Origin of the sequence: Azohydromonas caseinilytica, from assembly GCF_012927045.1 — a bacterium.
Taxonomy (GTDB): domain Bacteria; phylum Pseudomonadota; class Gammaproteobacteria; order Burkholderiales; family Burkholderiaceae_C; genus Azohydromonas; species Azohydromonas caseinilytica.
Map to the genome: position 1 here is coordinate 22461 of NZ_JABBFW010000029.1, position 25462 is coordinate 47922.

Genomic DNA, 25462 nt, shown 5'->3' on the forward strand with positions numbered 1-25462 from the left:
GGCGGTGCTCACTGGCCGGCCCAGGCAAGGTCGTCGGCGGCGCCGTCAGCGCTGGCAGGGCCTGCCTGGCGCAACGCGGCCGTCGCGTCATGGTCCACGTGGCCCTTGGGATCGAGGACAACCTTGTAGACCTCGCGCGCCACCTCCGGGCTCACGTAGCCCTCGCGCACGTCCTCGGCCACCTTGTCGAGCTCGCGCTCCAGCGGGTTGCCGAAGCCGCCGCCGCCGCCCGAGAGCATCTTGTAGGCGTCGCCGCGCTCCAGGCGCACGTTGAAGATCTTGGCGTTGGGGTGGTCGGTCTTCCACTCGCCCTTGTGGCGCACGGCCAGGCCGTTGCCCATGGCATCGCCGCCGCCTTCCAGGCCCCAGGGCTTGCAATGCACCCGGTCGATGCGGGTGGTGACGGTGAAGGGCGACAGCGCCTGCACCACCATCTCCGCGCCCAGGCCGCCGCGGTACTGGCCCGCGCCACCGCTGTCCTTGCGGATCTCGTACTTCTCCACCAGCACCGGGTATTTGGCCTCCAACTGCTCGGTGGGGCTGTTGTGGGTGTCGCCGTCGTTGATGCACACCGTCACCGACACGCCGTCCTCCCTGGACTTGGCACCCCAGCCACCGCCCAGCGGGCCGATGCCCACGATGAAGAGGCGCCCGTCCTCCGGCGAGATGCCGTGGATGTTGGGGAACACCAGGTCGGCGTGGTGGCCGGCAATGGAGCGGTCGGGGATGGCCGGCGCCAGCGCCTTGAAGATGGTGTCGATCACCGTCATCGGGAAGGTCATCCACACCCGCATCGGGTACGGGCGCTCCGCGCTGATGACGGTGCCCATGGGCATGACGACCTTCAGCGGCCTGAAACTGCCGTCGTTGACGGGGTAATCGGTGGGCGTGGTCAGGCACTTGTAGGCCACCTGCGCGCAGGCGATGCCGGTGGTGAAGCCCGAGTTGTAGAAGCCCCGCACCTGCTTGCTGACGTCGGAGAGGTCCACCGTCATCTCGTCGCCCTTGACGATGACCTTGACGCGGATCGGGATGCGCTTGCCGATCTCCAGGCCGTCGTCGTCCATGAAGGACTCGGCCTCGTAGGTGCCGTCGGGGATGGACAGCGTGTTCTTGCGGGCCACGGCCTCCGAGGAATCCATGATCTGGCGGATCGAGCCGTTCACGGCCTCGGCGCCGTAGCGCTGCAGCAGCTCCACGTAGCGCCGCTCGCCGGTGGTGATGGCGGTGATCTGCGCGCGCAGGTCGCCCAGGGCGCGCTCGGCCAGGCGCACGTTCATGGCGATGATGTCGATGAGGTCCTGGTTGACCACGCCCTCGCGCTGGTACTTCATGATGGGGATCTGAATCCCCTCGCTGAAGATGTCGGTGGTCACGTTGCCCAGCGTGCCGCCCACGTCCAGCCAGTGCGCCATGCAGCAGGTGAAGCCCTCCAGCTGGCCCTCATGGAACACCGGCATGGTGAAGGTGAAGTGGTTGAGGTGGCTGCCGGTGGTGTAGGCGTCGTTGGTGACCAGGATGTCGCCGGGCTTGATGTTCTCGTAGCCGAAGTGGCGGATCTTGGCCTTGACGGTCTCCGACATGCCGCGGATGAACATCGGCAGCCCCAGGCCGATGGAGACCGTGTCACCCTCCTTGGTGAACAGGCCCACCGTGAAGTCCAGTGCCTCGTAGATGATGAGGTTGTAGGCCGTGCGGGTCAGGTTGGTCTTCATCTCCTCCGTCACGGCGTAGAGGCCGTTGCGGATGATCTCGACGGTGACCGGATCGACGGTGGCCGCAGCGTTGGTGGCCATGGTGTTGGTGGCGGTGTTCATCAGCGGTCGCTCCCGATGGAGATTTGCAGGTTGCCGAGTTCATCCACGCGCAGCTCGTCGCCGGGCTGCACGACCGTGGTGGAGGCGTGTTCCTCGATCAGCGCCGGGCCGGCAATGACGTTGCCCGAGCGCAGGTTGTCGCGGATGTAGACCGGCGTGTCGGCCCAGCCGCCCTGGCGGAAATACACCGGCTTGACGGCGCGCACCGCGTTCTTCTCGGGCATTGCAGTGCCCGACTCCACGCTGTGCCTGGGCGGCTTCTTCATGGTGCCCAGCACCGTGACGCGCAGGCTCACCAGGTCGGCCGGCTCCTTGGGCGCCGAGGTGCCGTAGCGCACCTTGTGCAGCTCGTCGAACTGCTGCTTGATGGCCGAGCGGTCCCTGGACTCGAAGAAGGCCATCGGCAGGTCCACCGTGACGGCATGCTCCTGGCCGACGTAGCGCATGTCCGCGGCGCGCTCGATCACGACGCCGTCGGGCTTGACGCCGGACTGCGCCAGCGCCGCGCGCCCCTCGTCCTCCATCGTCCTGTAGGCGGCCTCGATCTCCTCGAACGAGACGTCGCCCAGCTTGCGGAACACCGAGCGCACGTAGTCATAGCGCAGGTCCGAGAACAGCATGCCGTAGGCCGAGAAATAGCCCGGCGCATACGGGATGAGCACCTTGCGGATGCCGATCTCGCGGGCGATGGCCGAGGCGTGCAGCGGGCCGGCGCCGCCGTACACCACCATCGTGAAGCTGCCCGCGTCCAGGCCGCGCTCGGTGGTCACGGCCTTCACGGCGTGCGACATCTGCGTCACGGCGATGCGCAGGATGCCGTCGGCGGCTTCCGTCGGGTCCAGGCCGAGGGGCTTGGCCACGCGCTCGCGCATCTGCTTCTGGCAGCCGTCGAGGTCGAGCTTGAGCTCACCGCCGAGGAAGTGGTCGGCGTCCAGGCGGCCCAGCAGCAGGTTGGCGTCGGTCACGGTCGGCTCGGTGCCGCCGCGGCCGTAGGCCACCGGGCCCGGGATGGAGCCGGCGCTTTGCGGACCCACGCGCAGCGCGTTGCCGGTCTCGACGCGGGCGATGGAGCCGCCGCCGGTGCCGACCTCGTGGATGTCCATCATCGGGATCTGGATCGGCAGCGCGCGCTCGTAGCCGCCGATCAGCGCCGACCCGGTGGTCAGCGGCCGGCCCTCGCTGATCACGCCGGCCTTGGCCGTGGTGCCGCCCATGTCGAAAGCGATGGCGTCGCCCATGCCCAGCTGCGCGCAGATGGCCTGCGCGCCGATCACGCCGGCCGCGGGGCCGGACTCCAGCATGCGCACGCAGCCGACCTTGGCATGCTCCACCGGGAAGAGCCCGCCGGTGGACTGCACGATGTAGAAGTCGCCGTCGAAACCCTTGCTGCCCAGGTGGCTCTCCAGCTGGCCCAGGTACTCCGAGACGCGCGGGCCGACGTAGGCGTTGGCCACGGCGGTGGAGACGCGCTCGAACTCGCGGTACTCCTGCGAGAGCTCGTGCGAGGCGCAGACGAAGGCGCCGGGAATCTCCTCCTGGATGATCTGCTTGACGCGCTGCTCGTGCGCCGGGTTGCGGTACGAGTGCAGCAGCAGCACGGCCACGGCCTCGACACCCTCGCCCTTGAGCTCGCGCGCGAGCTCGCGCACGGCGGCCTCGTCCAGCGGCTTGTGCGTGCTGCCGTCGGCGCGCAGCCGCTCGGCCACCTCGAAGCGCAGCGAGCGCTTGACCAGCGGCGTGTGCTTGTTGAAGAACAGGTTGTAGGCGTCGGGGCGGTTGACGCGGCCGATCTCGTAGATGTCGCGGAAGCCCTCGGTGATCAGCAGTGCCGTCCTGGCGCCGTTGCGCTCCAGCAGCGTGTTGATGGCGATGGTCGAGCCGTGCAGGAACAGGTGGCCGTCGCGCCAGTCGATGTCGGCGCTGTCGATGGTGGCCTGGATGCCGTTGACGAGCTCTCCATGCGTGGACAGCGCCTTGCCGAAGAGCAGCTTGCCGCTGGCCTCGTCGAATGCGGCCATGTCGGTGAAGGTGCCGCCGATGTCAACGGCGATGCGCAGTTGGGGCTTGTTTGCCATGGTGGTGAACCGGTTGCGTGGGAGTGCGTCAGGCGGCCGTGCCGACGGGGTTGCGGAGGATGCCCAGGCCGGTGATCTCGACCTCGACCACGTCGCCGTCCTTCATGTAGAGCGGGGGCTGGCGCTTGTCGCCCACGCCGCCGGGCGTGCCGGTGGCGATCACGTCGCCGGGGGACAGCGGCGTGAAGCGCGAGATGTATTCGATGACCACCGGGATGGTGAAGATCAGGTCCGACAACGAGGCCTTCTGCACGACTTCACCATTGAGGCGCGTCTGCAGCGTGAGCGCGTTGACGTCGCCAACCTCGTCGGCGGTGACCATGTACGGGCCAAAGGCGCCGGTGCCAGGGAAGTTCTTGCCCGGCGTCCACTGGTGGGTGTGGCGCTGCCAGTCACGCACCGACCCGTCGTTGAAGCAGGCATAGCCGGCGATGTGGTCGAAGGCGTCGGCCTGCGCGATGTGGCGGCCGCCCTTGCCGATGACGATGGCCAGCTCGCCCTCGTAGTCGAAGCGCTCGGAGAAGCTCGGGCGCAGCATCGTGTCGCCCGCGGCGATCAGGCTGTCGGCAAAGCGCACGAAGATGGCCGGGTAGTCCGCGTCGGCGCGCTTCATCTCCGCCACGTGGGTCTTGTAGTTCAGGCCCACGCAAAAGATCTTGCCCGGCGCCGGGATCACCGGCAGGGCCTGCACGGCGTCGAGCTGCACCTTGGTGCCGCTGCTGCGCACCGCAGCCTCCAGGTCAGCAAGCGCGCCGGCGCGCAGCACCGAGGCCAGATCAGGAAAGCGGTTCAGGAAGTCGGCCGCGGGAACAAGGTACTGGTCGCCATGGACCACGCCGTAAGCGACGCGACCTTGGTAGGTGAAGCTGGCGAGTTTCAAAAGTGGCTCCTCTTGTGGACCGCTGGGGTGTCGCGCCGGGGTGGGAGGGGCGCTGTCAGCGTATGGAGCGCACTGTAGAAATGCGGTGAGTTCTCGCCTAGATAGAATTCATAGGTTTCAGATATGCCCTGATTGGCATGGAACGTAGGTGTAAACCATGAACATTGCCAGCGTCCGACTATTCCTAGAGGTGGCCGAGGCAGGCAGCATCAGCAAGGTGGCCGCGCGCCGGCAGACCGTGCAGTCGCACATCAGCCGCCAGATCAGCGACTTCGAAGCGCAGTGCGGCAGCCAGCTGTTTCGGCGCACCGGGCGCGGCGTGGCGCTGACGGAAGTCGGCGAGTACACCGCCACGCGGCTGCGCCGCTGGCTGCAGGACACCGAGCAGCTCATGGACGAGCTGCGCGCGGATGCCGGCAAGGTGGTGGGCGAGGTGCGGCTGGGCATCGTGCCCACGGCCGCGCATCCGCTCATGACGCGGCTGTTCGAGCGGCTGCAGCTTGAGCATCCCGGCATCCGGCTCAACATCACGGAGGCGCAGGGCACGGAGCTCGACGCCCTGCTCGACACCGGCACGGTCGATCTGGCGATCCTGTTTCGCTTCCAGCGCCCGAGCGGGCGCGAGGAGAAGCTGCTGTGCGAGGCCCACACTTTCGTGGTATCCGCGCCGGGCGACGCGCTCACCAGCGCGCCCACGGTGGACTTCGCAAAGCTGGCCGGCCTCAGGCTGGTGTTGCCTCGGCGCCCCAGCCACTGGCGCCACGCCTTGGACGAGACGGCGCGCGGCCTGGGCTTCAAGCTCCAGACGGTGGTGGAAGCGGACTCGCTGACCGTGCAGAAGGAGCTCGTGATCCACACGCCCGGGCTGTACTCGGTGCTCGGCCCCTATTCGGTGAAGGCGGAGCTGGAACGTGGCCAGTTGCAGGCCAGCCGGCTGGTGAAGCCGGACCTGGTTCGTCACGTGACCTTGGGATTTCCCAGGCAGGGCAAGCTTTTTCCGGCATCCCGGGTGGTGGCGGAGACGGTGCAGCAGCTGGTGGAGTCCTGGGGGAACCAGCTCATGGAGCCCTCGACGGATATCGCGGTGGACCAGCGGCTTTCCACACCAGCGGGCACGACCCGCCGGCGTCGAGATGCCAGGACGGGCACCGCCTGAAAGTTGCCAGGCAAACCGGCTCGCCAGTTCTTCCCCGCAGCGGTTGCCCAGGTACAGGGCATCGAAGAAGCCCTTGGCATCGCGCGCCGCGATGGCGGACTCCACCGCGCGGTAGCGGTCCTCGATGGCGTTGGAAAAGTCGTCCGCGGCCATCGCGGCCGGCAGCCAGGCGGCGCCAAGGGCCAGGCCCGCGGCACCAGCAGGTGGCAGCGTGCGCCCGGCCGCGTGCGCAGGACGTCGGCGCAGCAGGTCATGGCGGTCTGGATCTCGGCGTTCTCCAGCTCGGAGCCCTGCGCGCGCAGCTCGGCGCCGACGGCGCCGGGCCGGCCGGGCCAGCCGTTTGCCGCCCCCACCCACCGCTTCAACCCCTCAGCAAGGACGCCCCACGATGATCCCCACCCGAGGCTATGCCGCCGTCTCCGCCAGCTCGCCGCTGCGCCTGTTCGGCTTCGAGCGCCGCGACCCCGGTCCGAATGACGTGCAGATCGAGATCCTGTACTGCGGCGTGCGCCACTCCGACCTGCACACCGCGCGCAACGAGTGGCAGAACACGCTGTACCCCTCGGTGCCCGGCCACGAGATCGTCGGCCGCGTGGTGGCGACCGGTGCGCTGGTCACGCGCTTCCGGGCCGGCGACCTCGCCGGCGTGGGCTGCATGGTGGACAGCTGCCGCCGCTGCGGCGCCTGCCTCGAAGGCCTGGAGCAGTATTGCGAGCCCGGCTTCACCGGCACCTACAACGGCCCCGAGCAGGGCACGGGCGCCAACACCTATGGCGGCTACGCCGAGAGCATCGTGGTGGACGAGGCCTTCGTGCTGCGCGTCACCCACGGCCTGGAGCACCTGAGCGCCGTCGCGCCGTTGATGTGCGCGGGCATCACCACCTACTCGCCGCTGCGCCAGTGGGGCGCCGGGCCGGGCAAGAAGGTGGGCATCGTCGGCCTGGGCGGGCTGGGCCACATGGGCGTGAAGATCGCGCACGCGCTGGGCGCGCAGGTGGTGCTGTTCACCACCTCGCCGGGCAAGAGCGAGGACGCCAGGCGACTGGGCGCCGACGAGGTCATCGTTTCCAGGGAGCCGGAGCAGATGGCCGCGCACGCCGACAGCTTCGACCTGATCGTGGACACCGTGGCCGCGCCGCATGACCTCGACGCCCTGCTGCTGACGCTGCGCCGCGACGGCACCCTGGTGCTGGTGGGCGCGCCGCCCACGCCGCACCCCTCGCCGCAGGTCTTCAACCTCATCTTCCGGCGCCGCCGCCTGGCGGGCTCGCTCATCGGCGGCATCGCCGAGACCCAGGAAATGCTGGACTTCTGCGGCCAGCACGGCCTCACCGCGGACATCGAGATGATCCGCATGGACCAGATCAACGAGGCCTACGAGCGCATGCTGCGCTCGGACGTGAAGTACCGCTTCGTCATCGACATGGCCTCGCTGCGCGAGCAGCCCGCGGCCTGAGCCGCGGCCGCCCGGGCCGGCACCGGGCGGACGGCCCCGTCCGCTACACCCAGCCCAGTCCGCCCAGCAGCGCCCCGCCGGCCAGCAGCCACAGCAGGTGGATGCGTGTGCGCCACACCAGCAGCGTGACCACGGCCGACAGGCCCCAGAGCCGGGCGTCGCGCGACCAGTCGCCCGAAGCCCGGCCGAGCAGCCAGGCGGTGGACAGCAGCACGCCGACCACGATGGGCGCCATGCCCTGGCGGAAGGCGCGCACCGACAGCCGCTCGCGGTTGCGGTGCCCCCAGCGCGTGGCCAGCAGCGTCAGCAGCGAGCTCGGCGCCAGGATGCCCACCGTGCACACCGCCACGCCCAGCGCTGCCAGCGCCAGGCTCCAGGCCGTGCCGGCGCCCGGCCCGGCGGCGTTCAGGCCCAGGTTCCAGCCCAGCAGGGCGACGAAAAGCATGTTGGGCCCCGGCGCGGCCTGCGCCAGGGTGATGGAGGCGCTGAACTGCGCCTCGCTCAGCCAGCCCTGCCCCTGCACCAGGAACCGGTGCAGGTCCGGCGCCAGCGTCACCGCGCCGCCCACGGCCAGCAGCGACAGCGACAGCTGGTACAGCAGCAAGTGCACCCAATCGAGCAGGCTCATGAGGCCTCCCCGCGCCGCAGCCGCCGCCAGGTCAGCGCGCAGGCCACGCCGCCCAGCCCCAGCACGACCGCCACCAGCGGCAGATGCAGCAGCACCAGGGCGGCAAAGGCACCGGTGGCCACCGCGACCACCAGCGCCAGCCCCAGCGGGTGCCGGCGCAGTTGCGCCAGCAGCTTCAGGCTGGTGCCGCCAATCAGCCCGGCCGCCACCGCGCCCATGCCGCGCAGCGCACCGACCGCGGCGGCGTGGCCGGCGAGCTGGCCGTAGAGGGTGGCCGCGGACAACAGCAGCACCAGCGGCAGCGCCAGCAGCCCGGCCAGCGCCGTGGCGGCACCGCGCCAGCCGAAATGCCGGTCGCCGAACATCAGCGCCAGGTTGCAGACGTTGGGGCCCGGCATGACCTGGGCCACGGCCCAGTCCTCCACGAACTCCTCGTTGCCGAGCCAGCCGCGCTTCTCGACCAGCTCGCGCTGCACCACCGCCAGCACGCCGCCGAAGCCCTGCAGCGACAGCCACGAGAAGGCCCAGAACAGCTCCGGCAGCGAGCGCGGGCCGGCACGGGCCGCGAGCTGCGCAGCGGCGCGCCCGGTCATTGGAGGGTGATCTTGCGCTCGCGGATCACGCGGCCCCAGGTGGCGGACTCGCGCGCGATCTCCTGCGCCAGCGCCTCGCGCGTGCCCGGTTGCGGCGTCAACCCGTGCACGTCCAGCTCCTTCACCACCTCGGGTGCCTTGAGCACCTTCACCAGCTCGGTGTTCCAGCGCTCCAGCACCGGCTTGGGCACCTTGGACGAGGCCACGAACGCGTACCAGTTGGTGGCGCTGTAGCCGGGGTAGCCGGACTCGGCGATGGTCGGCACCTTGGGCAGCGCCGGCAGCCGCTGGGGACCGGTGCTGGCCAGCGGAATGAGCCGGCCCGACTCGATGTGCGGCAACGCCGTGGACAGCGTCGAGTAGTACGCCGCCACGCGCCCGCCCAGCAGGTCCTGCAGCGCCGGCGCACCGCCCTTGTAGGGAATGTGCGTGGTGCTGATCTTGGCCATGTCGTCCAGCAGCTCGCCGGCCATGTGCGCGGCCGAGCCCGGGCCGGTGGAGGCGTAGTCCAGCTTGCCGGGGTTCTTCTTGGCGTAGGCCACGAACTCGGCAAAGGTCTTGATGCCCAGCCCCGAATGCACCACCAGCACGTTCGGGAAGTTCACGCCCATGGTGATGGGCGCCAGGTCCTTGGCCGGGTCGTAGGGCACCTTCATCAGGTGCGGCGCGATGGTCAGCGGACCGACCGAGCCGAACAGGATCACGCTGCCGTCGGCCGGGCCCTGCGCCGCGTACTGGTGGGCGATGTTGCCGCCCGCGCCCGGCCGGTTGTCGATCACCACCGGCACGCCCAGGTTCTCGCCCAGCTTCTTGCCGATGATGCGCGCCGCCGTGTCGGCCGCCCCGCCGGCCGCGAAGCCGACCACGATGGTCACGTTCTTCTTGGGCGGGAAGTCCTGGGCCTGCGCCCAGGCCGGCATGAGCACAGCGGCAGCGGCGCAGGCGCCGGTAACGCGCAGCAGGTCGCGCTTGTTCATGAGGTGTCTCCTGTTCAGTGGTGTCGTGGGCCGGCCATGGCGTGGCCATGCTAGGAAGCGCGCATTGATCCGTGAAGTGCTTTGTTTCGATGAACCAATGCGTGAGGCGCATCAATGCGGTGCGCCGGGTCCCGGGAAAGGCTGGCCGTGCCGCGGACCTCAGTCGGCCCCAAGGCCGATCGGATTGGGCTGCCGCTTCTCGACCGCGTGGCGCAGCAGCGCGGCGCCGCGGTAGACGGCATGGGCGAACTTGCCGTAGGGCAGCGTGACGAACAGCGCCATCACCGCGCCCAGGTGCAGGCACAGCAGCAGCGCCAGCGCCGGGGTGCCGCGGCCCAGCCACAGCGCCAGCCCGCTGGCGCTGGTGAGGAACAGCAGCGCGATGAAGCCGAGGTCCATGGGCTTCTGCGCCACGTCGCCCTGCCGCGGATGGCGGCGCCGGCGCAACTGCCACAGCCCGGCCGTGCCGATGCACAGGCTCACCCCACCGGCCACGCCCAGCAGCTTGGGCAGCGACGGCAGCTCATGAGGCGCCACCCAGCCGAAGAAGTAGTGGTAGATGGTCGCCACGCTGGTGGCGGCGAAGCACAGCATGAAGCCGTAGAAGGTGAAGTGGTGGAAGCGCCGGCGCCACAGGGTGTAGGCGTCGTCCTCGTTGTTGCAGCCCTGGCCGTGCCCGCCGTCCAGGTATTTCAAGCGCAGCACGTCGTGCGTGGCCTCGGCGATGGCGGGCGCGCTGGCCGGCTGCCCGCTGGTGGCCGGCGTCACGTTGCGCCAGAAGTTGCGCGCGCCCATGCCCAGCGCCAGCACCACGAAGGCGAACACCGGCCCGAACAGGCTCACCAGCAGCCCATGCTGGAACAGCTCGTGGAAGCTGCCGCCCACGCCCCACAGCGCGCCCCGGGTCGCCAGCATCAGCCCCAGGAAGGCCGAGAAGGCCAGCACCAGCGCCAGGCCCAGCGTGAGCCCGTTGCGCTTGTAGAGCGCGCCCAGCGCCGGCGGCCAGGCGTAGTCGGCGTAGGTCTGGCCGCGCACCTTGGCCATGGCCTGCGGCACGTTGATGGCGAACTCGTGCGGCGGCGCGTACTGGCAGGCGTGCAGGCAGGCGCCGCAGTTGTGGCAGAGGTTGGCCAGGAAATGCACGTCGGCCTTGCCGAACTCCAGCCGCCGCGTCATGGCCGGGAACACCGCGCAGAAGCCCTCGCAGTAGCGGCAGGCGTTGCACACGGTCATCTGCCGCGCCACCTCGGCCTCGGGCGCGGTGATGACGATCTCGCCCTCGGCCAGGGCCCGGGCCTCGCGGGTGAGCAGCTCAAGCGACTGCATGGTCTTGTCCTTGCGTCAGGGCGGCGCGTGCCGCGTTGGTGCCGGCGATGCGGCCGAAGGCGGTGCCGATGGACATGCCCACCCCGGCGGTGTAGCCCTTGCCCAGCACGTTGCCGGCCATCATTTCGCCCGCAACGAAGAGGTTGGCGCTGGGCACGCCGCCGAAGCGCACGGCCGCCGTGTCGTCGGTGCGCAGCCCCAGGTACGTGAAGGTCACGCCGGGCCGCACCGCGTAGGCGTGGAAGGGCGGCGTGTCGATGGGCCGCGCCCAGTGCGTCTTGGGCGGCGCCAGGCCCTCGGTGCGGCAGTCGTCGAGCCGGGTGTGGTCGAAGCTGCCCGGCCGGCACGCCGCGTTGTAGTCCTGCAGCGTGCGCATGAAGGTGCCCACGTCCAGGCCGAGCTTGGCCGCCAGCTCCGGCAGGCTGCCGGCCTGCACGCCGGGGAACACCGGCGGCATGAAGCGGCCGATGGCCTTGGCGTCGATGATCGAGTAGGCGATCTGCCCGGGCTGCTGCGCCACCAGCCGGCCCCAGATGGCGTAGCGCTTGGGCCAGAAGTCCTCGCCCTCGTCGTAGAAGCGCTCGCCCTGGCGGTTCACCACCACGCCCAGCGACACGCAGTCGATGCGGGTGCAGATGCCGCCGTCGTACAGCGGCGCGCGGGCGTCGATGGCCACCATGTGCGCCTGGGTCGGATCGCCGATGCGGTCGGCGCCATGGTCATCCAGCAGGTGCTTCAACAGCACGCCCTGGTTGAAGCGCGTGCCGCGGATCAGGAAATTGTCGGCCGGCCACTCGCCGCGCTCGTTGCGGCCCCAGGCCTCGCGCAGCCACTCGCGGTTCGATTCGAAGCCGCCGGCAGCCAGCACGCAGGCCCGGGCGCTGATGCGCTCGCCCTTGACCCAGGCCGCGACGAAGCGGCGCTCGCCGTCGAGCTCGATGCGCTCCACCGGCGCCTCGTAGCGCACCCGCACGCCCAGCTTCTCGGCGCTGCGGTAGTAGGCGTTGACCAGCGCCTTGCCGCCGCCCATGAAGAAGGCGTTGGTGCGCGCCACGTGCAGCGCACCCGAGAGCGGCGGCTGGAAGTGCACGCCGTGCTTGCGCATCCAGTCGCGGCAGGTGCTGGAGGCGCGGATGGTCAGCCGCGCCAGGTGCTCGTCGGTGAGCCCGCCCGTGACCTTGAGCAGGTCCTGCCAGAACTCCTCCTCGGGGTAGGCCTCGACCAGCACGTCCTGCGGCGCGTCGTGCATGCAGCGCAGGTTGCGCGTGTGCTGCGAGTTGCCGCCGCGCCACTCGCGCGGCGAGGCTTCGAGCAGCAGCACCGAGGCGCCCGCCTCGGCGGCCATCAGCGCCGCGCACAGGGCGGCGTTGCCGCCGCCGATGACCAGCACATCCACCATGTCACTTGTCTCCATGGCGGTGGACTGTAGGCAGCGGGCCGCGGGCCCGGTAGCCGTCCCCGGGGCAAGAGGTGTTCAGGAATCGTGAAGGGTGGCGCCCGGCCACTGCCCCGCGGCCACCAGCGCGGCGGCCACGTCGCGCAGCACCACGCGCGCGGCGAGGGCGGCCGGCGCCAGCTCGTCGTCGCACAGGCTGGCCAGCAGGTTCGGGCGCCGCGCGTCCTGGTCGGCGATCTCGATGCGCAGCATCGCCTCGGACGCCACCCGGGCCGTGGCGGCACCGGGCTGGATGGTCGCGCCGATGCCGCCGCACACCGCGTCCATCAGCACCGCCAGGCCGTCCACTTCCAGCACGACGGCGGACGGGCATTTCGCGCGCGCGAAGGCGGCATCGACGATGGCGCGCAGCCCGTGCGAGCCGCTGGGCAGCACCAGCGGCACGCCGGCCAGCCGGGCGATGCGCACGCGGCGGCCAGGCTGCAGCTCGGCCATGCCCGGCGTGTCGCGCAGGCCGATGAGGAACAGCCGCTCGTGCAGCAGCGGCAGCACGCTCCAGCGCCGGTCCACGCCGGTGTCGAACAGCACGGCGATGTCGAGCTGCCGCGTGTTGAGCAGGTCCGCGAGGTTGCCCGACAGGCTCTCCACCAGGCGCAGCCGGATGTCGGGGTAGCGCTCGCGCATGGCGCGCAGGAAGGGCAGCGCCAGCACGGCCGAGGTGGACGGCGCCAGCCCGACGCTGACATGGCCCGACAGCCGCGCCTGCTGCGCCGCCTGCACCGCGTCGTCGGCGTGGCGCAGCGCGAGCTGGGCCTGCTTGAAGAAGGCCAGCCCGGCGTCGGTGGCGCGCGCCCCGCCGGCGGAACGCTGCAGCAGCCGGGTGGAGAGCTCGCCTTCAAGGCGGCTGATCTGCTGGCTCAGCGCCGAGGTCACCACGCCCAGGTCCTGGGCCGCCTTGCCCATGCTGCCCAATTCGACGACGCGGACGAAATAGCGGAGCTGGCGCAGTTCCATGGGAGTCTCAGGTTCGGCAAGGACAAGCGCGCCATGGTGGCATGCGCTGGGCGAATCGCCGGGCGGCCTGCGCCGCGATCCGCGCCCGGACGGCTCAAGTCTTCCCGGCCGTTGCCGATTCCCTGCCTGGGAGCGGCGTCACGCGGCGATCAGGAAAGAACCAATATTCTCAAATGGGCCCCACCACCTACGCGCTGTGCCAGAAACCCGTCATCGGCATCGTGATGTGGATCACCGCGCTGTGCGGCTTTCCGCCGCTGTTCGCAGATGAACCCATCGCGTTGTCCCGCGAAGGATCGACCATCACGCGGGAGTTCGAGGCGCCCGTGGACCTGAAATACCCGTTGAACATCGATTTCGAGTTCGAATCGACACAGGCCCGGTTGGACGATTCCATCGTCGGATACCGATTCGATGCAAACTGCTGGGGCAACAAGCGTTATGACGATATTCCCGAGCGGCAGCGCGAAGGCCTGGGCCGCCCCATGCCCTTCCGGGTGATGATCCGCCATGCCGCCGACCGTGCCGTCGTGCTGGACCGGGTATTTGACTCACTGTGCATCACCTCGCACCGGGACAACCTGAAAACCCGGACCATCGGCTGGCTGGAATTGCGGCGCGGCCAATACACCGCCGAGGTCACGAACCTCGAAGCCCAGGCGGGGCTTGAGCATGTGGTGACGCGTGTTTCACTGGTTGGTGGACGATTCAAGTGAGCATCGGCACCTCGTGCCCATGCCGCGGCACCAATTCCGTCGACGCAATGCCCACAGCCGCCTTCAGCTCCTGAGAAACCGGTACAGCTTCTCCAGCTTGCCCCAGCCGCTGTTGTTGAGGACTTGGCTCACCTGCTGCGCGAAGTTCGGGTCATGCTGGAAACGCCTGCAATACACCTGCACGGTATTCGACAAGGCAACCGCATCCGGCAGGGTCGCGTTGGCATTGCACTGGGCTGCCAGCATCAGGCGGAGCAAGCCAAAGCGGGAAATCAGCTTCAGATAATCTTCATAAGGCGAAGCCCCACCGAAAGGAAATAATTCCAGGAACATCTCGTTGAGAATATAGTGCTCCAGAAGCCGTGGGGTCGCCTCCAGAGCCTTGTGCAGGCGCTCGATGCCGCGGCTGTAGTTTTCAACCAACCGCTCCGAGCCGAGTTGTCCGGTTTCGCCGTTCGCGCCCAAGCCTTGGGAAACGGCCTCGGATACCGATTTCTGTACCGCGGACCCCGTCGCCGTTGCCTTGAATTGCCAGAGGAGCGCAAAAATTTGGGCTTGCGCGGCATAGTCGGGCTGCAGCTTGGCGAGCGCGTCCCCCACAAGCCCCTGTTCCACGATGGCGACGTACTCCTCCATGAGGGCAGGAACGGCGGCATTTCCGCTCTCCGCCAAGGTGGCGGTCAAGCCCTCGCAAAAACCCCCGAGCACCGCCAGCTTTTCCCACAGCGCCAGTCCTTGGGTCTGCAGCAATTGAATGCAGAAGATCCGCACTTCGTTCATCAGCTCGAGCGGCATTCCCAGCCTGGGCGCGACCTCCGCCACCACGTTATCCCGCAACTTGACCGGCGCCTCCACGAATTCAAAGGCATCTTCCACCAGCAGCGCTTGGCGCGCCGCTTCTGGGCAGGACAGCGTCAGCGCCAATTCATACTGCCCCGCGAATTTCCTCGAAACGCGCGGATACGTGAAGCAGGTATTGGACAAGTAACTCTCGCCGAGATTTTTCTGAACGGCGCAGAGATTGTCACGCATCAACGGACACGCCTTGGTTTCGGCATGAAGCTGGATGCGCGCATAATCCGCGTTGGTTTCCTGGCTTCTCCGGCGCTGCACATTTTCGGAAAGGCTGTTGCCCAACTCCTTGTTTTTTACCTGCCGGTAGGCCTTGAAAGTCTTCTTGTCGATACTGACCGCCCAGCCCGTGCAGCAGTTGTCCTCGCACGCGGCGCCAATGCAGCCGAAGCGACTGACGTAGCGGGGAATCAATGCCGTGGTGACGCGTGCGGAGTGAAGTTCGCTCATGAGAAGTGCTTGATGGCCTCGCCAGGAATCGTCCTGTCCGTTGAAGTTGCGAACAGGACGGCGGAAATACCAGAGAGCCGGTAGGGTCCCCAGGAGCGGGCAGGGCCGACTGGTACTCCTATTCTCGCGATGCTCTTCGCATGGCGGCCTTGCGGCACGCTCCCCAGAGTGCCTTACGAGACGACCCCATCTGCCCGCTTCTGAGGATGCCGCCAATATTTCCCGACCATTCCCCGAACAAGGGCCGGTTTACACGCCTGATTTGCTTGGTGTCTCACTGCGCCGCCCGCCGGACCGGCACGGCAGCGAGCGGCTTCAAAAAACACCGCCGGGTGGCGGGCGGCAAATGGCCGTCAAGCCTTCGGCCCATGTTCCAGGCGCACCGACACCCGCTCACCCCAGCGCTCCTGCGCGACGTGAGACTCGTAGGCCAGCACCATGTTGGCAAAGGCCGTGTCGCCGCCGCCGGCCGGCAGCTTCGTGACGCATGGGAACGAGCCCCGGATCGGCGCGGCATCGCAGGATTCGCCGGGGTGCCGGCCTTCTCATTGAGCGGGCAACGAAGTTCACGAGGCGTCGTTCCCGCAGGCACGCGCGCCTCGACGCCGTCGAGGCCGGTCTGCCGCTCCCGCTTTTGGCGCCGTCCGTCCGGTGCTGTTGACCACGACGCCATCGCGCGCAATTTAAGATTCACAACATTTGCCAAGCAGGCGTGAAAATCCCGCCCAAAACACATTTTAGTGACAGCCGAAATGCCGGATTCCCAGCCCGGCGCGTCCCATCCAGGATGAATTAAGCCGGGCACGCGGCGCTTTTGATGCGGGACACCGCGGCGCCCGCCTGATTCGAATACCGGGCTGCGCGCCGGCATTTCTCCGCACGCACGGAAATCCTGTTGGAGACGCGCCAATGAAACTCTTCCTCACGACCTCGCTGGCCGCCCCGGCGCTGGCCGGCGTCGGCTCCAGCGCCAGCCTCACCGGGCTGCGCTACGAGCTGGTGGACCTCGACCCCAACGACGGCGTCACGCCCTACGTCCGGTTCACCGGGCAGTCGCAGGCGCTGTCCCTCCTGGGCCCGCGCTGCGCCGGCGTCTGCGACAACCAGACCGGCAGCTTCACGCTACCGGCCTTCGCCTCCCGCATCGACAGCGACACTCAAGGCGCCGGCACCCCCAGCGCCGCGAAGTGCAGCACCCACTCCCGTGCCGGGTCCACGTCCACCAGCGCGGCGGCCTCCTCGTCGTAGAAGGCGCCCACGGCGCAGGCGCCGAGGCCGCGTGCGGCGGCCTCCAGGTAGATGCGCTCGCCCACCAGCCCGGCCTCCAGGAAGGCGTGGCGGTAGCCGCGCGCGGCGCCCCAGGGGTCGGCCGCCAGCGCCGCGCGCTGCGCCGACAGCACCAGCACGGCGTGCGCGTCGCCGATCACGTCCTGGTCCAGCGCCGCGGCGCGGGCCTGCGCGCGCAGCTCGCGCACCCGGCGCGGCAGCAGCGCATGCCGCACGGGCTCGTAGCGATAGGCACCGGGCGCAAGGCCCGCCACCGCATGCGCCACCAGGTCCACGCGCAGCGCAGGCGACAGCAGCGGCGCCTGCAGCCCCAGGCCCGCCAGCAGGCCCGAGAGCGCCTCCAGCGGCAGCGGCGTGTCGCCGAAACGCCGCAGCGAGCGCCGCGTGGCGATCAGGCGCAGCACGTCGCGCCGGGGTGCCGGCGCGCGCGGCAGCTCGATGGCCTGGGCACCGGGCCGGGAGACGACGGCCGGCGGCGGCATCTGCCCATCGAGGCTGCCCCCGCGCCGCGGCACGCTGCCCAGCGACGTGGCCCGGTGCACGGCCCCGGTCACGCCCAGGGGCGGCAACTCGCGCGGCAGCGGTGGCGTCGAAAAGGCTGCCGCGGCGGGAACGGCGCCCTGCGGCGGCGGCCCGCCGCGGCGCAGGGCCAGCAGGGCCAGCACGCCCTCTTCCTCCTCGTCCACGCCCAGCGTGGCCGCCAGGCGCGGACCGTCGAAGGCGGCCATGAGCTGCGCCTGCAGGCCCACCGCCGCGGCGGCGGCGCGCAGGTTCTCCAGCGCATGGCCGAGGTCGGCCAGCACGTAGCGGTAGCTGCGATCCCGGTACTTGCGCCCGGTGCGGCGGAACACGGCGGTGGCGATGACGCAGGCCACGGCGCCGTCCAGCCCGGTTGTGCCGGGCAGTCCGAGCGCGTCGGATGAAGGCGCCCCGGATCGCAGCCGCTCCAGCGCATGCGTTTGGGCGTCGTAGTGCCACAGGCCCGGCGCCAGCCCGCGCGCCGACAGCGCCGCGACGTAGAGCTCGGTGGAGAACAGCGCTCCCGACGAGGGCGAGGCGCGCAAGTTGAAACCCGCGCGCCGCTCGGTGACGCCGGCCGTGTGCCACAGCGCCGTGCCCAGGGCCACCGGGTCGCCGGGCTGCGGGCCCGACGCCCGTGCCGGCGCAGGCAAGGGCAGGCGCGGCGCCTGCGGGTAGCGCTTGAAGGCCGGCGGCGCGTCGCCCCAGTTCACGGCCGGCAAGCCGGTGAAGGAGGCGCGCCGCGACTGCGCGGAGTGGGCGTGGAAGCGCTCCACCACGGCCATGGCCGCCTCTGCCCCCGTGGCGGTATCGGCAGCCGCATTGCCCGCGATCACGCCGCGCTCGTTGCGTCCCAGCCGCAGCCCGGCCAGGAAGGCGGCGCCCACGGCCAGCACGCCCAGTCCGGCCAGCCCCGAGCCCAGCACCCAGCGCCGCCCGGCCGCCACCTCGCGCACCGCCGGCGGCGGGCGGCGCGTCAGGGTGCGCCAGGCGCTGCCGAAGTTCAGCGACAGGTGCAGCGCCAGCAGCAGCAGCGTCGCGTAGCCGAACAGGTAATGCCAGTCGAACACCGGCAGTTGCTGCTGCGCCACCCAGAACAGGCCAAGCGCCGCGGTGGCGGCGAGGTAGATCAGCAGCAGCACGCTGGTCCAGGCATTGAGCGCCCGCCGCGCCGGCATGCGCCCGCGCAGCACCTGCCAGGCCAGGCCACCCAGCGCCAGCAGCAGGGGCAGCAGCACCCAGACCAGTTTCGGCATCGCACGGCACTCCAACCACGGGAGCCGGCAGGCACTGGACCCGGTTTGGCCCCCCTGAGGCGTTGACTCGATAACGGCCCTACGGTCAAGCCCAAGGTGTGTCGATCTGAAACCCGAGTCGGCAGGGGGCGCCTAAATTGCTGCATTGCAGCAAAATCAAAGCAGCCGCCCCGGACACCCAGGAGACAAAGGGGCCGCGCCCGGTGCCACGGTGCCGGCGCAGCCGATGGACGCTCGTCGATCCAGAACCGGGGCGGAGCCCATCGCCGAGCACTTTCCGCAACCCGTCTGTCACCAGGAGCTCACATGCCTACCGACGCCTTTGAAACCCTGCTCGCCCCGTACAGCAAGCTGGCCCGGGCCAACATGGAACTGTTCGCCAGGTTCTCCTCGTCCCCGGAGATCCTGAACCAGACCCTGGGCACGGCCCAGAAGCTGGCCACCGAGGGCCGCGATCCGAACGCCGGCCTGCCCGGCGCCAATGCCTACATGGACTTCGTGATGGGCCTGGTCAAGAACTGGCTGGACTTCTGGACCGACCTGGGCCAGAGCGCGCTGGGCCTGATGGACCAGGGCCAGGACCTGTTCAAGAAAGCCCCGGGTTTTGCGGCTGACGCGGCCCGCGCCGTCACGGATATCCAGCCCAAACCGCCGCGCACGCGCCCGGCCGCAGCCTGACGCGCCCTTAAGATCCGCTCCCTCGCGCCGGGCCTTTGCCCGGCGCATTCATTTGAAGCGGCCCATGTACACCTCGACCTTCATTTTCGCCAAGGGCGATGACGACGACGAATTCCATCGCCTCGACGCCGCCATCGCGGACGCGGCCAAGTCCATCCCCGGCTACCTGGGCGAGGAATCCTGGGAGAACCCGGCCACCGGCCTCATTTCCAACGTCTATTACTGGGATTCGCTGGAAGCGCTGCAGGCGCTGATGCAGCTCCCGAGCCACCTGGAAGCCAAGGCGCGGCAGGACAAATGGCTCAACGGCTACCAGGTGGTGGTGGCGCAGGTGCTGCGGGCTTATGGGGACGGCAAGGTGCCGCATCCCACCGCCGGTATTTGACGGGCCGGCTCAGGCCCGGCTGGGCTGAATATCGCGCCGGCCGTGGCCGCGCCGGCGCCGCCACGTCACGGTGCCTACCAGCCCCAGCCCGCACAGCAGCAGCGCCTGGCTCTCCAATTCAGGAACCGGGGTGGCGATATAGGAAATCCGGCCCAGACCCTGCTTCCAGCCATAGCCGAAAACCTGGCCGCTGTCGTTGATTTCCAGGGCCGCCTGCAGCCGCACTCCTTGCGGAGCATGGACCAGCAGATCGGCAAGGTCATGCACCCGGCCGCCCCGGAACAGTTGCGCTTCGAATCCACCCGTGTCCCCATCGCGATAACCGGCCACCCAGCCCCGGTCATTGAGGTCGCTGCCGTAAAAGCCATCCAGCGTGCGCAGGGAGCCGTCGCTGTCGCGGATCACCGTCCGGACGGGCCTGAAAATGCTCTGCCTGATCCCTCCCAGTACCTGATCGGCATTGTTGATGTCCCTGGGCATCAGTCGGTCCAGGTACGTCACCTGGCCATGGTCATAAATGAACCCGCCACTTCTTCCCGCGGGGTCGTTGATGTTCCCGACGATGACGCCCGCGTCGTTCAAACCCCAGGCCAGCACATCCGCGTTTTCACTCGCCCCCACATCCACGAAACGACTCCGTTGTCCGTCATAAAAGAACGTCTTTCCCCCGTAATAACCCACCACCTGGGCTGATTCATTGATATCTTTGACCATACCCGGAAAGAACGGACGATTTGCCGCGCCTTCGGGCGTGATGTCGATCAACTGCCCGTCTTTCAGCACATAAGGCCGCTCCCTGTCGCTGGCCCCATCATTGAGGGTCAGCGCGATATCCCGCTTGTTGTTCATGGCAGTCAGCCAGACGCCGCCGACCTTGCTCGGGTCCAGGGCATCGACGGGACGGTAACTGCCCTGGCTGTATATGACCGGCCCACTGTTCCCTCGCCCCAGCACCTCGCCGTGGTCGTTCATGTCGTAGGAATCAAAAGTTACCCAACGGTCCGGAAGTGGCGGCAGGATTTCGACCCGGTATTTCGGAGCCGCCTGCGCCTGGCCGGCCAGCAGTACCGCCATGGTGAGCACCATGCATGGGGTCGGCTTCATTTCTTCTCCTGCACTGGAAAACCACGAATATCAACGGGCACCGTCTGGATTTCAGGCCGGTTTGGACGGCCTATAGCGCCGGAGTCCGGCCATGCCGCCGCGCCACGGCGCCCACCATGCCCAGGCCGCACAGCAGCAGGGCCCAGCTCTGCGATTCCGGCACCGGCGTCGCCAAGAACCACTCGTCACCGCTGCCTCCCAGGCGCGAGCCGATGCCGAGAATCTGGCCGGCATCGTTCATTTCATAACTCAGGCGCAAGGTCCAGCGCTGCTGCTGGGATTCGAGCAGCAGGTGATTCAAATCCATGCTCTGGCCGTCCCGGTACAAGAAGGCGCGGGCATCGTCGGCATAAGGCGGGAAGGTCCAGCCGGTGGCCCAGCCGACGTTATTGAAATCGCTGATGAAAAATCCCGGCTCATTCAGGGTGTCGTCGGCATTGCGAATCACCATCGCGCCGGCCTGCGTGATGGCCAGGATCTGGTGGCGGTTGTTGATGCCCAGCGGGCGCAAGCCCTGCAGGAAAGTTATCTGGCCTCGGTCGTACATGAATCCATTCCAGTTCAGGCGCGGGTCGCGAATGCTGCCGACGATCACGTCCGCGTCATTCATGCCCCGCGCCAGAGCCACTTCGCCGTCGTTGAGGCCCAGGTCCAGATAACGGCTGCGCGTGCCGTCATAAAAGAACAGGCCATCCCGGTAATTCCCCACCACATGGCCCGAGCGGCTCAGCCCGGCCACGTCGGTGGAACCATCTTCGGAACCCACGGCGCCCTCGGGCGTGAGGTCTTTCAAAATACCGTCGGTGTAGAGCCAGGGCCGCGGACCGCCCTGGCCGAAAATGGTCATGGCAATCTGCCCGCGGTCATTGAGATAGCGGGGGTTGACAGAGAAACCGTTGGCGGCGGAGGTGTCGATTTCGCGGTAGCGGCCCTCGCCGAGCACGAAGGCGCGGTATTGCTCGCTGCCCGGCGGGGCACCGTAGCCCAATATCTCGCCCCGGTTGTTGATGTCCTGGTAATCGACCGACTGCAGGCTCTGCGGCAGAAGCGGCAGCGCCTCGACGCGGTATTTGACCGCCGCCTGCGCATGAGTTGCCGCCAGCGCAGCCGCCGCCATCACCAGCCACCTGATTTGCCGCATGCCGTTCTCCTGGGCCAGGAAATCGCGGGAACCAGGCGCACGACGAGATTTATCAGCTCAATCCAGGCCAGCACCCCGGCGGAAGCTTAGGCCCGGGCTTCGGCAGCAGTGCCGAATATCCCTGTTCAACAGCATTGGGGTATCCAGATTGTTTCAATGTCCTCAAAACCCGGTTGCCGACCGCCCGCCTTTCGGGGAGGAGCATGGCAAGGAAAGCGGCTCGATGGCTGCCTGGCCGCCGTGCCGCGCGGCTGGAAGCGCCACCGGGCACGGCGCGCCCATAAGGGAATGCGAAATATCCCTCGCCGCGAAGCGCACACGAAAATTGGAATGCCGGCGGTTACCGGCAGGAAAGACTGGACCTGATTTTTTTGGCAAGCTCCACATACTGCAGCGCGAAATCTTTGGCCACCTTCTCAATCGGCTGCCTCTTCACGCTTTCCATGACGTAAATATACCTGTTTATGATATTTTCCGCCCTCGCGACCCCATTGGTATGGCTATCCGCCGGCTGAGAGCCACAATCTATGCCGGTATAAACGACGAATGAATTGATGAGGGTCGGATTGACGATGTCAAACGTGGTGGCTCCCAGGACAATGGCCTTGTCCGTGGCCCACAAATCGGCCTCGTCTTCCTGCTGCCGGGATCTGGTATTCAGGCGCAGGAACTCGTCCATCCGCCGCTTGTCGTCGCTGATGGCTCTCAGCGTCAACTCATAGTCAACGGGCTGGTGCCCCAGCGCGATATGTCCCATTTCGTGCAGCACGCCTAGAATCAGCACCGAGGACAGATTTTTGTCCCGCACGTTACGCAGGCGCTCCTCGATGGGAAAGTATTTGTGGAAATCCTGGCAGATGGCCCGCTGGCCTAAGGAAAATTCTTCCGGCGCGGTCAACCGCCCACCCGGCCCGCCTGAGGCAAGGCTGCCCTTGATCTGCGACAGTTGCCGGGTGAGGTGCAATTGGTACTGCATGGCGCAGTCCTGGTATCCAGGCCTTGTCGAGGCGACCAGGGCAGCGTCCGCCAGATAATTGACCAGCAAATAGTATTCCGCCGACACGAATACGGTGTGCCCCGAACCGTCCTTGGACACCGACAGATTTGCAAAGCCGTGGGGACCGATGTTGAACCTGGTATTGTTGAAAATATTGCGCAGCTGCAGGTCCCCTCTGGCTGAAATCATGCGCCCCAAGCGAGATATTGAGCTTCGCGCCATAAAATCGCTCCACCGCAGGTCTTCCTCGTAGCTGCCGGCCCGGGCCGGAAACGCCCCAATGAGCAGGGCGCCGATCATGGCCCCGGAAAACAAATACTTTTTCATGGCCGACTCCTGTCAATCTTCAAGCATTTTCAGCATGTCGTCATACCGCGCTCTCTCCGGAGGGCTCATGTCCTGGTAGACCTTGCTGTTTTGCAGAATACGGCCTCTAGTTTCCCTGAATTTTTCTATTTCCGCCGCGCCGTACAGTTCTTCCTGCAGCAACGATTCGATCTGGCCGATACGCTCGCCGGCAAGGTTCTTGGAGTTCTGGTCCATGACCGAATTCTCCAGGATCTCCTTTTTCAGGAACTTCGCGCCGAACAAGGCATCCCTGAGCCTGGTCTCGCGCCCAGAAATGATGCCGCCGCGGGCATAGATTGAAGTACTCTGGAATGCCTGGCCATTGGCCACGGTATTCTGCTGCTCCGCACCGGAATTGTCTTTGCCTTCCACTACTCTTTTCAGAGGATAGCTCAGGCTGGTGACCAGGATGAGCATGCCAAAGGAGGCAAAGAATACGCCGGGGCCTACCCTCTTGATGGAGAGCTTGTTTCCGGCAGCTTCAGCCGTCAATTCCCCAAACTCCTGATATGCCTTCTCGAACAATTTATAGCCAAAGTATATGGAGGCACCACCAAAAAGCACCACGATAAGGCGCTCCACGCCCCTGAATATCTCTATACCTTCCATTGCGACCCTTTCGTCAGGAGTTGCGGTCCCGCGCTCCGACGCGGCGGCACCGGCCATGGCTGCTGAAAATAGCCATGGCGCGGCCTGGACGACATGGAGTTTTCCAGTGAGCAGTCCACGCATTGAAGGCTCTCCCCTGTCAGGCGTTGCATGAGCCGGATCGCCCGTCACGGCGACAGGAACAAGGGAGCAGGGGCCACGTCCCGCACTGTGGTCCCGCGTCCGAAAGCGAAGCACTGACCAAAGGCCCATTGCATCCACGGCCGATGCCTGCCGGGCGCGGCCGCTCAAGGGTGAAGCCGCGTCCCGGCGACGGCCTTGCGGCGCCTCCTCAGCGCGGCGCCGACGCCGCCTCCGCCGCCCTGTCGCAGTCCGGCGCTTCCTCGCTCCCGCGCGGGCTGTCCTTTAGCCGCGCCAGGATGCGCGTCCCGGAGCGTCCGGTTTCCGGCAGCTCCAGCCGGAATTCCTCGGCGCGGATCGCCGCGGCGGTGCGCGGGCCGTCGCGGCCGTCGGGCGTGACCTCGCAGTGGCCGCGCCGGCGCAGCAGCGCCTGCAGCTCCTTCAGGTCGCGGCGCGAGAGTATCGGGTCGTCGGTGGGCCAGGCTCTCCTCGGCGGCGGCGCGCCGCGCAGCGCGTCGGCCAGCAGCCCGATGGCCAGGCCGTAGGCATCGGCGCGGTTGTAGCGCCAGATCGCCTGGTAGTTGGGCGTCACCAGCCAGGCCGGCCCGTCACTCCCGACGGGCATCAGCAGCGCGGTGCGCAGCTCGCCGCTCCAGCCCGGCGCCGCGCCCTCGCCCAGCAGGGGCCGGCCGTCGGCACGCTTGACGCCGTCCGCCGCCCACTGCGCCAGCGTGCGGCAGTTGCCCGCCGGCTGCCCGCGCTCCAGGCAGCGGTGGCCGGACTCCGGGGCGTTGAAGCGCTCCAGCGCCGCGTCGGGCAGCGTCACTTCCACGCCCCAGGGCAGGCCGCTGCGCCAGCCCAGCCCGGCCAGGTAGCGCGCGGTGGTGGCCAGCGCGTCGGGCGTGCTGCCCACGATGTCCACCGTGCGCGCGCCCTCGACGGCGCCGTCCATGTAAGCCACGAAGGTGGCCGGCATGAACTGCGTCTGCCCGAAGGCGCCGGCCCAGGAGCCCAGGAAGGTGTCGGGCTGCACGTGCCCTTCCTGCAGCAGCCACAACGCGGCGAAGAAGTTGCGCCGCCGCTCGGCGCTGTCTAGGTTCAGGCAGGCGCGGCTCAGCGTGGCGTCCACCACCGGGTAGCGGCCCTGCACGCGGCCGTAGTCGGTCTCGATGCCGAACACCGCCACGTTGGTGGCCGCGTCCACGCCGTGGCGCTTGTCGATGGCGGCCAGCGCCGCGGCTTCGCGCGCCAGCAGCGCGCGGCCGTCGGCGATGCGCTCCTCGTCCACGCGCCGCATCAGGTAGTCCCAGATCGGCACCTGGAACTCCGGCTGCGCGGCGGTGGCGGCCTCGATCACCGGGCGCAGGTCCTGCGCCGCGCGCGTGTAGCGCTCGAAGGTGCGCACGCTCACCTGCGGCTGCTGTTCGGGCAGCCGCTTGCGCAGCGCCGCGATGCACGGCGCCAGGCCGTTGTCGGCGCTCTCAGGCTCGGCCTCGGGCTCGGCCGCCACGGCGCCCAGGGCCGCGAGGCTCAGCGTCGCCAGCAGGGCGGCGCGTCCGGGAAAGGATTTCAAAGGGGGCTCCTTCTCAAGGCGGGTGATGGATGAAGTCATGGCTCGCGAGCCAGGGGACAAGGATCGTGCAAGCACGCCGGTGACCTTGGTCACGAGGCAGGCCGCGCGC

At 68.2% G+C, this 25462-nt stretch carries 22 protein-coding genes; 6 read left to right on the forward strand and 16 right to left on the reverse strand.

Translation table 11 applies throughout. The features are described 5' to 3' along the window. Positions 1-8: 8 nt before the first annotated feature. The 3 genes from HHL10_RS25085 to HHL10_RS25095 are packed head-to-tail and all read right to left on the reverse strand — an operon-like array spanning position 9 to position 4772. Positions 9-1817, reverse strand: coding sequence for a hydantoinase B/oxoprolinase family protein (locus tag HHL10_RS25085; RefSeq protein WP_235971789.1), 1809 nt, complete (start codon positions 1815-1817; stop codon positions 9-11). Next, positions 1817-3892, reverse strand: coding sequence for a hydantoinase/oxoprolinase family protein (locus HHL10_RS25090; protein WP_169163147.1), 2076 nt, complete (start codon positions 3890-3892; stop codon positions 1817-1819). The genes HHL10_RS25085 and HHL10_RS25090 overlap by 1 nt, the downstream gene beginning before the upstream one ends. 28 nt (positions 3893-3920) lie before the next feature. After that, positions 3921-4772 carry a fumarylacetoacetate hydrolase family protein gene (locus tag HHL10_RS25095; RefSeq protein WP_169163148.1) on the reverse strand — a complete coding sequence of 284 codons (852 nt, stop codon included), beginning with the start codon at positions 4770-4772 and terminating at the stop codon, positions 3921-3923. Between the two features lie 157 nt (positions 4773-4929). On the opposite strand from HHL10_RS25095, the gene HHL10_RS25100 reads away from it, so the two are divergent. Beyond that, positions 4930-5928, forward strand: coding sequence for a LysR family transcriptional regulator (locus tag HHL10_RS25100; RefSeq protein WP_169163149.1), 999 nt, complete (start codon positions 4930-4932; stop codon positions 5926-5928). A 388-nt stretch (positions 5929-6316) separates the two neighbouring features. Next, complete coding sequence (locus HHL10_RS25105) at positions 6317-7384, forward strand: NAD(P)-dependent alcohol dehydrogenase (protein WP_169163150.1); 1068 nt, start codon at positions 6317-6319, stop codon at positions 7382-7384. Between the two features lie 43 nt (positions 7385-7427). Here HHL10_RS25105 and HHL10_RS25110 read toward each other — a convergent pair whose 3' ends face one another. From HHL10_RS25110 to HHL10_RS25135, 6 genes are all read right to left on the reverse strand, one after another. Further along, complete coding sequence (locus HHL10_RS25110; protein WP_169163151.1) at positions 7428-8012, reverse strand: chromate transporter; 585 nt, start codon at positions 8010-8012, stop codon at positions 7428-7430. Further along, positions 8009-8605: a chromate transporter gene (locus tag HHL10_RS25115; RefSeq protein WP_169163152.1), complete on the reverse strand. Its 597-nt coding sequence runs from the start codon at positions 8603-8605 to the stop codon at positions 8009-8011. Before HHL10_RS25115 ends, HHL10_RS25110 begins: the two co-directional genes overlap by 4 nt. Further along, positions 8602-9582: a Bug family tripartite tricarboxylate transporter substrate binding protein gene (locus HHL10_RS25120; RefSeq protein ID WP_169163153.1), complete on the reverse strand. Its 981-nt coding sequence runs from the start codon at positions 9580-9582 to the stop codon at positions 8602-8604. Before HHL10_RS25120 ends, HHL10_RS25115 begins: the two co-directional genes overlap by 4 nt. Positions 9583-9741: 159 nt before the next feature. Next, positions 9742-10908, reverse strand: coding sequence for a tricarballylate utilization 4Fe-4S protein TcuB (gene tcuB / locus HHL10_RS25125; protein WP_169163154.1), 1167 nt, complete (start codon positions 10906-10908; stop codon positions 9742-9744). After that, positions 10895-12307 carry an FAD-dependent tricarballylate dehydrogenase TcuA gene (gene tcuA, locus HHL10_RS25130; RefSeq protein WP_169163183.1) on the reverse strand — a complete coding sequence of 471 codons (1413 nt, stop codon included), beginning with the start codon at positions 12305-12307 and terminating at the stop codon, positions 10895-10897. The genes tcuB and tcuA overlap by 14 nt, the downstream gene beginning before the upstream one ends. A 75-nt stretch (positions 12308-12382) precedes the next feature. Further along, a complete protein-coding gene (locus HHL10_RS25135) occupies positions 12383-13318 on the reverse strand; it encodes a LysR family transcriptional regulator (protein WP_169163155.1) in 936 nt (311 codons plus the stop codon). 173 nt (positions 13319-13491) lie between these two features. On the opposite strand from HHL10_RS25135, the gene HHL10_RS25140 reads away from it, so the two are divergent. After that, positions 13492-14034, forward strand: a complete 543-nt coding sequence (locus HHL10_RS25140; protein ID WP_169163156.1) for a DUF5625 family protein — start codon at positions 13492-13494, stop codon at positions 14032-14034. 63 nt (positions 14035-14097) lie between these two features. Here the strand turns inward: HHL10_RS25140 and fliB are convergent, their stop codons facing one another. Continuing rightward, complete coding sequence (gene fliB, locus HHL10_RS25145) at positions 14098-15336, reverse strand: flagellin lysine-N-methylase (protein ID WP_169163157.1); 1239 nt, start codon at positions 15334-15336, stop codon at positions 14098-14100. A gap of 909 nt (positions 15337-16245) precedes the next feature. Here fliB and HHL10_RS25150 point away from each other — a divergent pair. After that, positions 16246-16584 (forward strand): hypothetical protein, encoded by a 339-nt coding sequence (locus tag HHL10_RS25150; protein ID WP_169163158.1) that lies wholly within the window; start codon positions 16246-16248, stop codon positions 16582-16584. On the opposite strand, the gene HHL10_RS25155 is transcribed toward HHL10_RS25150, so the two are convergent. Further along, positions 16494-18398 (reverse strand): SagB/ThcOx family dehydrogenase, encoded by a 1905-nt coding sequence (locus HHL10_RS25155; RefSeq protein ID WP_169163159.1) that lies wholly within the window; start codon positions 18396-18398, stop codon positions 16494-16496. The two genes, HHL10_RS25150 and HHL10_RS25155, sit on opposite strands and share 91 nt — an antisense overlap. A 306-nt stretch (positions 18399-18704) precedes the next feature. On the opposite strand from HHL10_RS25155, the gene HHL10_RS25160 reads away from it, so the two are divergent. Further along, entirely contained in the window at positions 18705-19076 is a 372-nt protein-coding gene (locus HHL10_RS25160) for a hypothetical protein (RefSeq protein WP_169163160.1), read from the forward strand. 64 nt (positions 19077-19140) lie between these two features. Then, positions 19141-19461 carry an antibiotic biosynthesis monooxygenase family protein gene (locus tag HHL10_RS25165; protein WP_169163161.1) on the forward strand — a complete coding sequence of 107 codons (321 nt, stop codon included), beginning with the start codon at positions 19141-19143 and terminating at the stop codon, positions 19459-19461. Between the two features lie 9 nt (positions 19462-19470). Here the strand turns inward: HHL10_RS25165 and HHL10_RS25170 are convergent, their stop codons facing one another. The 5 genes from HHL10_RS25170 to HHL10_RS25190 all read right to left on the reverse strand — a co-directional run bounded on the left by HHL10_RS25170 (position 19471) and on the right by HHL10_RS25190 (position 25353). Then, positions 19471-20565: a hypothetical protein gene (locus HHL10_RS25170; RefSeq protein ID WP_169163162.1), complete on the reverse strand. Its 1095-nt coding sequence runs from the start codon at positions 20563-20565 to the stop codon at positions 19471-19473. A gap of 70 nt (positions 20566-20635) precedes the next feature. Continuing rightward, a complete protein-coding gene (locus HHL10_RS25175; RefSeq protein WP_169163163.1) occupies positions 20636-21706 on the reverse strand; it encodes a hypothetical protein in 1071 nt (356 codons plus the stop codon). A 340-nt stretch (positions 21707-22046) separates the two neighbouring features. Beyond that, the gene (locus tag HHL10_RS25180) at positions 22047-23030 is read right to left on the reverse strand and encodes a M48 family metalloprotease (protein WP_169163164.1); all 984 of its coding nucleotides are present in this window, start codon (positions 23028-23030) and stop codon (positions 22047-22049) included. Between the two features lie 12 nt (positions 23031-23042). Then, positions 23043-23783, reverse strand: coding sequence for a hypothetical protein (locus HHL10_RS25185; protein WP_169163165.1), 741 nt, complete (start codon positions 23781-23783; stop codon positions 23043-23045). Positions 23784-23991: 208 nt separating this feature from the next. Then, a complete protein-coding gene (locus tag HHL10_RS25190; RefSeq protein ID WP_169163166.1) occupies positions 23992-25353 on the reverse strand; it encodes a lytic murein transglycosylase in 1362 nt (453 codons plus the stop codon). Positions 25354-25462: the final 109 nt, after the last annotated feature.

Coding starts and splice junctions, on each gene's coding strand:
- HHL10_RS25085 (WP_235971789.1), bottom strand. CDS start 1,817: ATGAACACCGCCACCAACACCATGGCCACCAACGCTGCGGCCACCGTC.
- HHL10_RS25090 (WP_169163147.1), bottom strand. CDS start 3,892: ATGGCAAACAAGCCCCAACTGCGCATCGCCGTTGACATCGGCGGCACC.
- HHL10_RS25100 (WP_169163149.1), top strand. CDS start 4,930: ATGAACATTGCCAGCGTCCGACTATTCCTAGAGGTGGCCGAGGCAGGC.
- HHL10_RS25105 (WP_169163150.1), top strand. CDS start 6,317: ATGATCCCCACCCGAGGCTATGCCGCCGTCTCCGCCAGCTCGCCGCTG.
- HHL10_RS25110 (WP_169163151.1), bottom strand. CDS start 8,012: ATGAGCCTGCTCGATTGGGTGCACTTGCTGCTGTACCAGCTGTCGCTG.
- HHL10_RS25115 (WP_169163152.1), bottom strand. CDS start 8,605: ATGACCGGGCGCGCCGCTGCGCAGCTCGCGGCCCGTGCCGGCCCGCGC.
- HHL10_RS25120 (WP_169163153.1), bottom strand. CDS start 9,582: ATGAACAAGCGCGACCTGCTGCGCGTTACCGGCGCCTGCGCCGCTGCC.
- tcuB (WP_169163154.1), bottom strand. CDS start 10,908: ATGCAGTCGCTTGAGCTGCTCACCCGCGAGGCCCGGGCCCTGGCCGAG.
- tcuA (WP_169163183.1), bottom strand. CDS start 12,307: ATGGTGGATGTGCTGGTCATCGGCGGCGGCAACGCCGCCCTGTGCGCG.
- HHL10_RS25135 (WP_169163155.1), bottom strand. CDS start 13,318: ATGGAACTGCGCCAGCTCCGCTATTTCGTCCGCGTCGTCGAATTGGGC.
- HHL10_RS25140 (WP_169163156.1), top strand. CDS start 13,492: ATGGGCCCCACCACCTACGCGCTGTGCCAGAAACCCGTCATCGGCATC.
- fliB (WP_169163157.1), bottom strand. CDS start 15,336: ATGAGCGAACTTCACTCCGCACGCGTCACCACGGCATTGATTCCCCGC.
- HHL10_RS25150 (WP_169163158.1), top strand. CDS start 16,246: ATGAAACTCTTCCTCACGACCTCGCTGGCCGCCCCGGCGCTGGCCGGC.
- HHL10_RS25155 (WP_169163159.1), bottom strand. CDS start 18,398: ATGCCGAAACTGGTCTGGGTGCTGCTGCCCCTGCTGCTGGCGCTGGGT.
- HHL10_RS25160 (WP_169163160.1), top strand. CDS start 18,705: ATGCCTACCGACGCCTTTGAAACCCTGCTCGCCCCGTACAGCAAGCTG.
- HHL10_RS25165 (WP_169163161.1), top strand. CDS start 19,141: ATGTACACCTCGACCTTCATTTTCGCCAAGGGCGATGACGACGACGAA.
- HHL10_RS25170 (WP_169163162.1), bottom strand. CDS start 20,565: ATGAAGCCGACCCCATGCATGGTGCTCACCATGGCGGTACTGCTGGCC.
- HHL10_RS25175 (WP_169163163.1), bottom strand. CDS start 21,706: ATGCGGCAAATCAGGTGGCTGGTGATGGCGGCGGCTGCGCTGGCGGCA.
- HHL10_RS25180 (WP_169163164.1), bottom strand. CDS start 23,030: ATGAAAAAGTATTTGTTTTCCGGGGCCATGATCGGCGCCCTGCTCATT.
- HHL10_RS25185 (WP_169163165.1), bottom strand. CDS start 23,783: ATGCGTGGACTGCTCACTGGAAAACTCCATGTCGTCCAGGCCGCGCCA.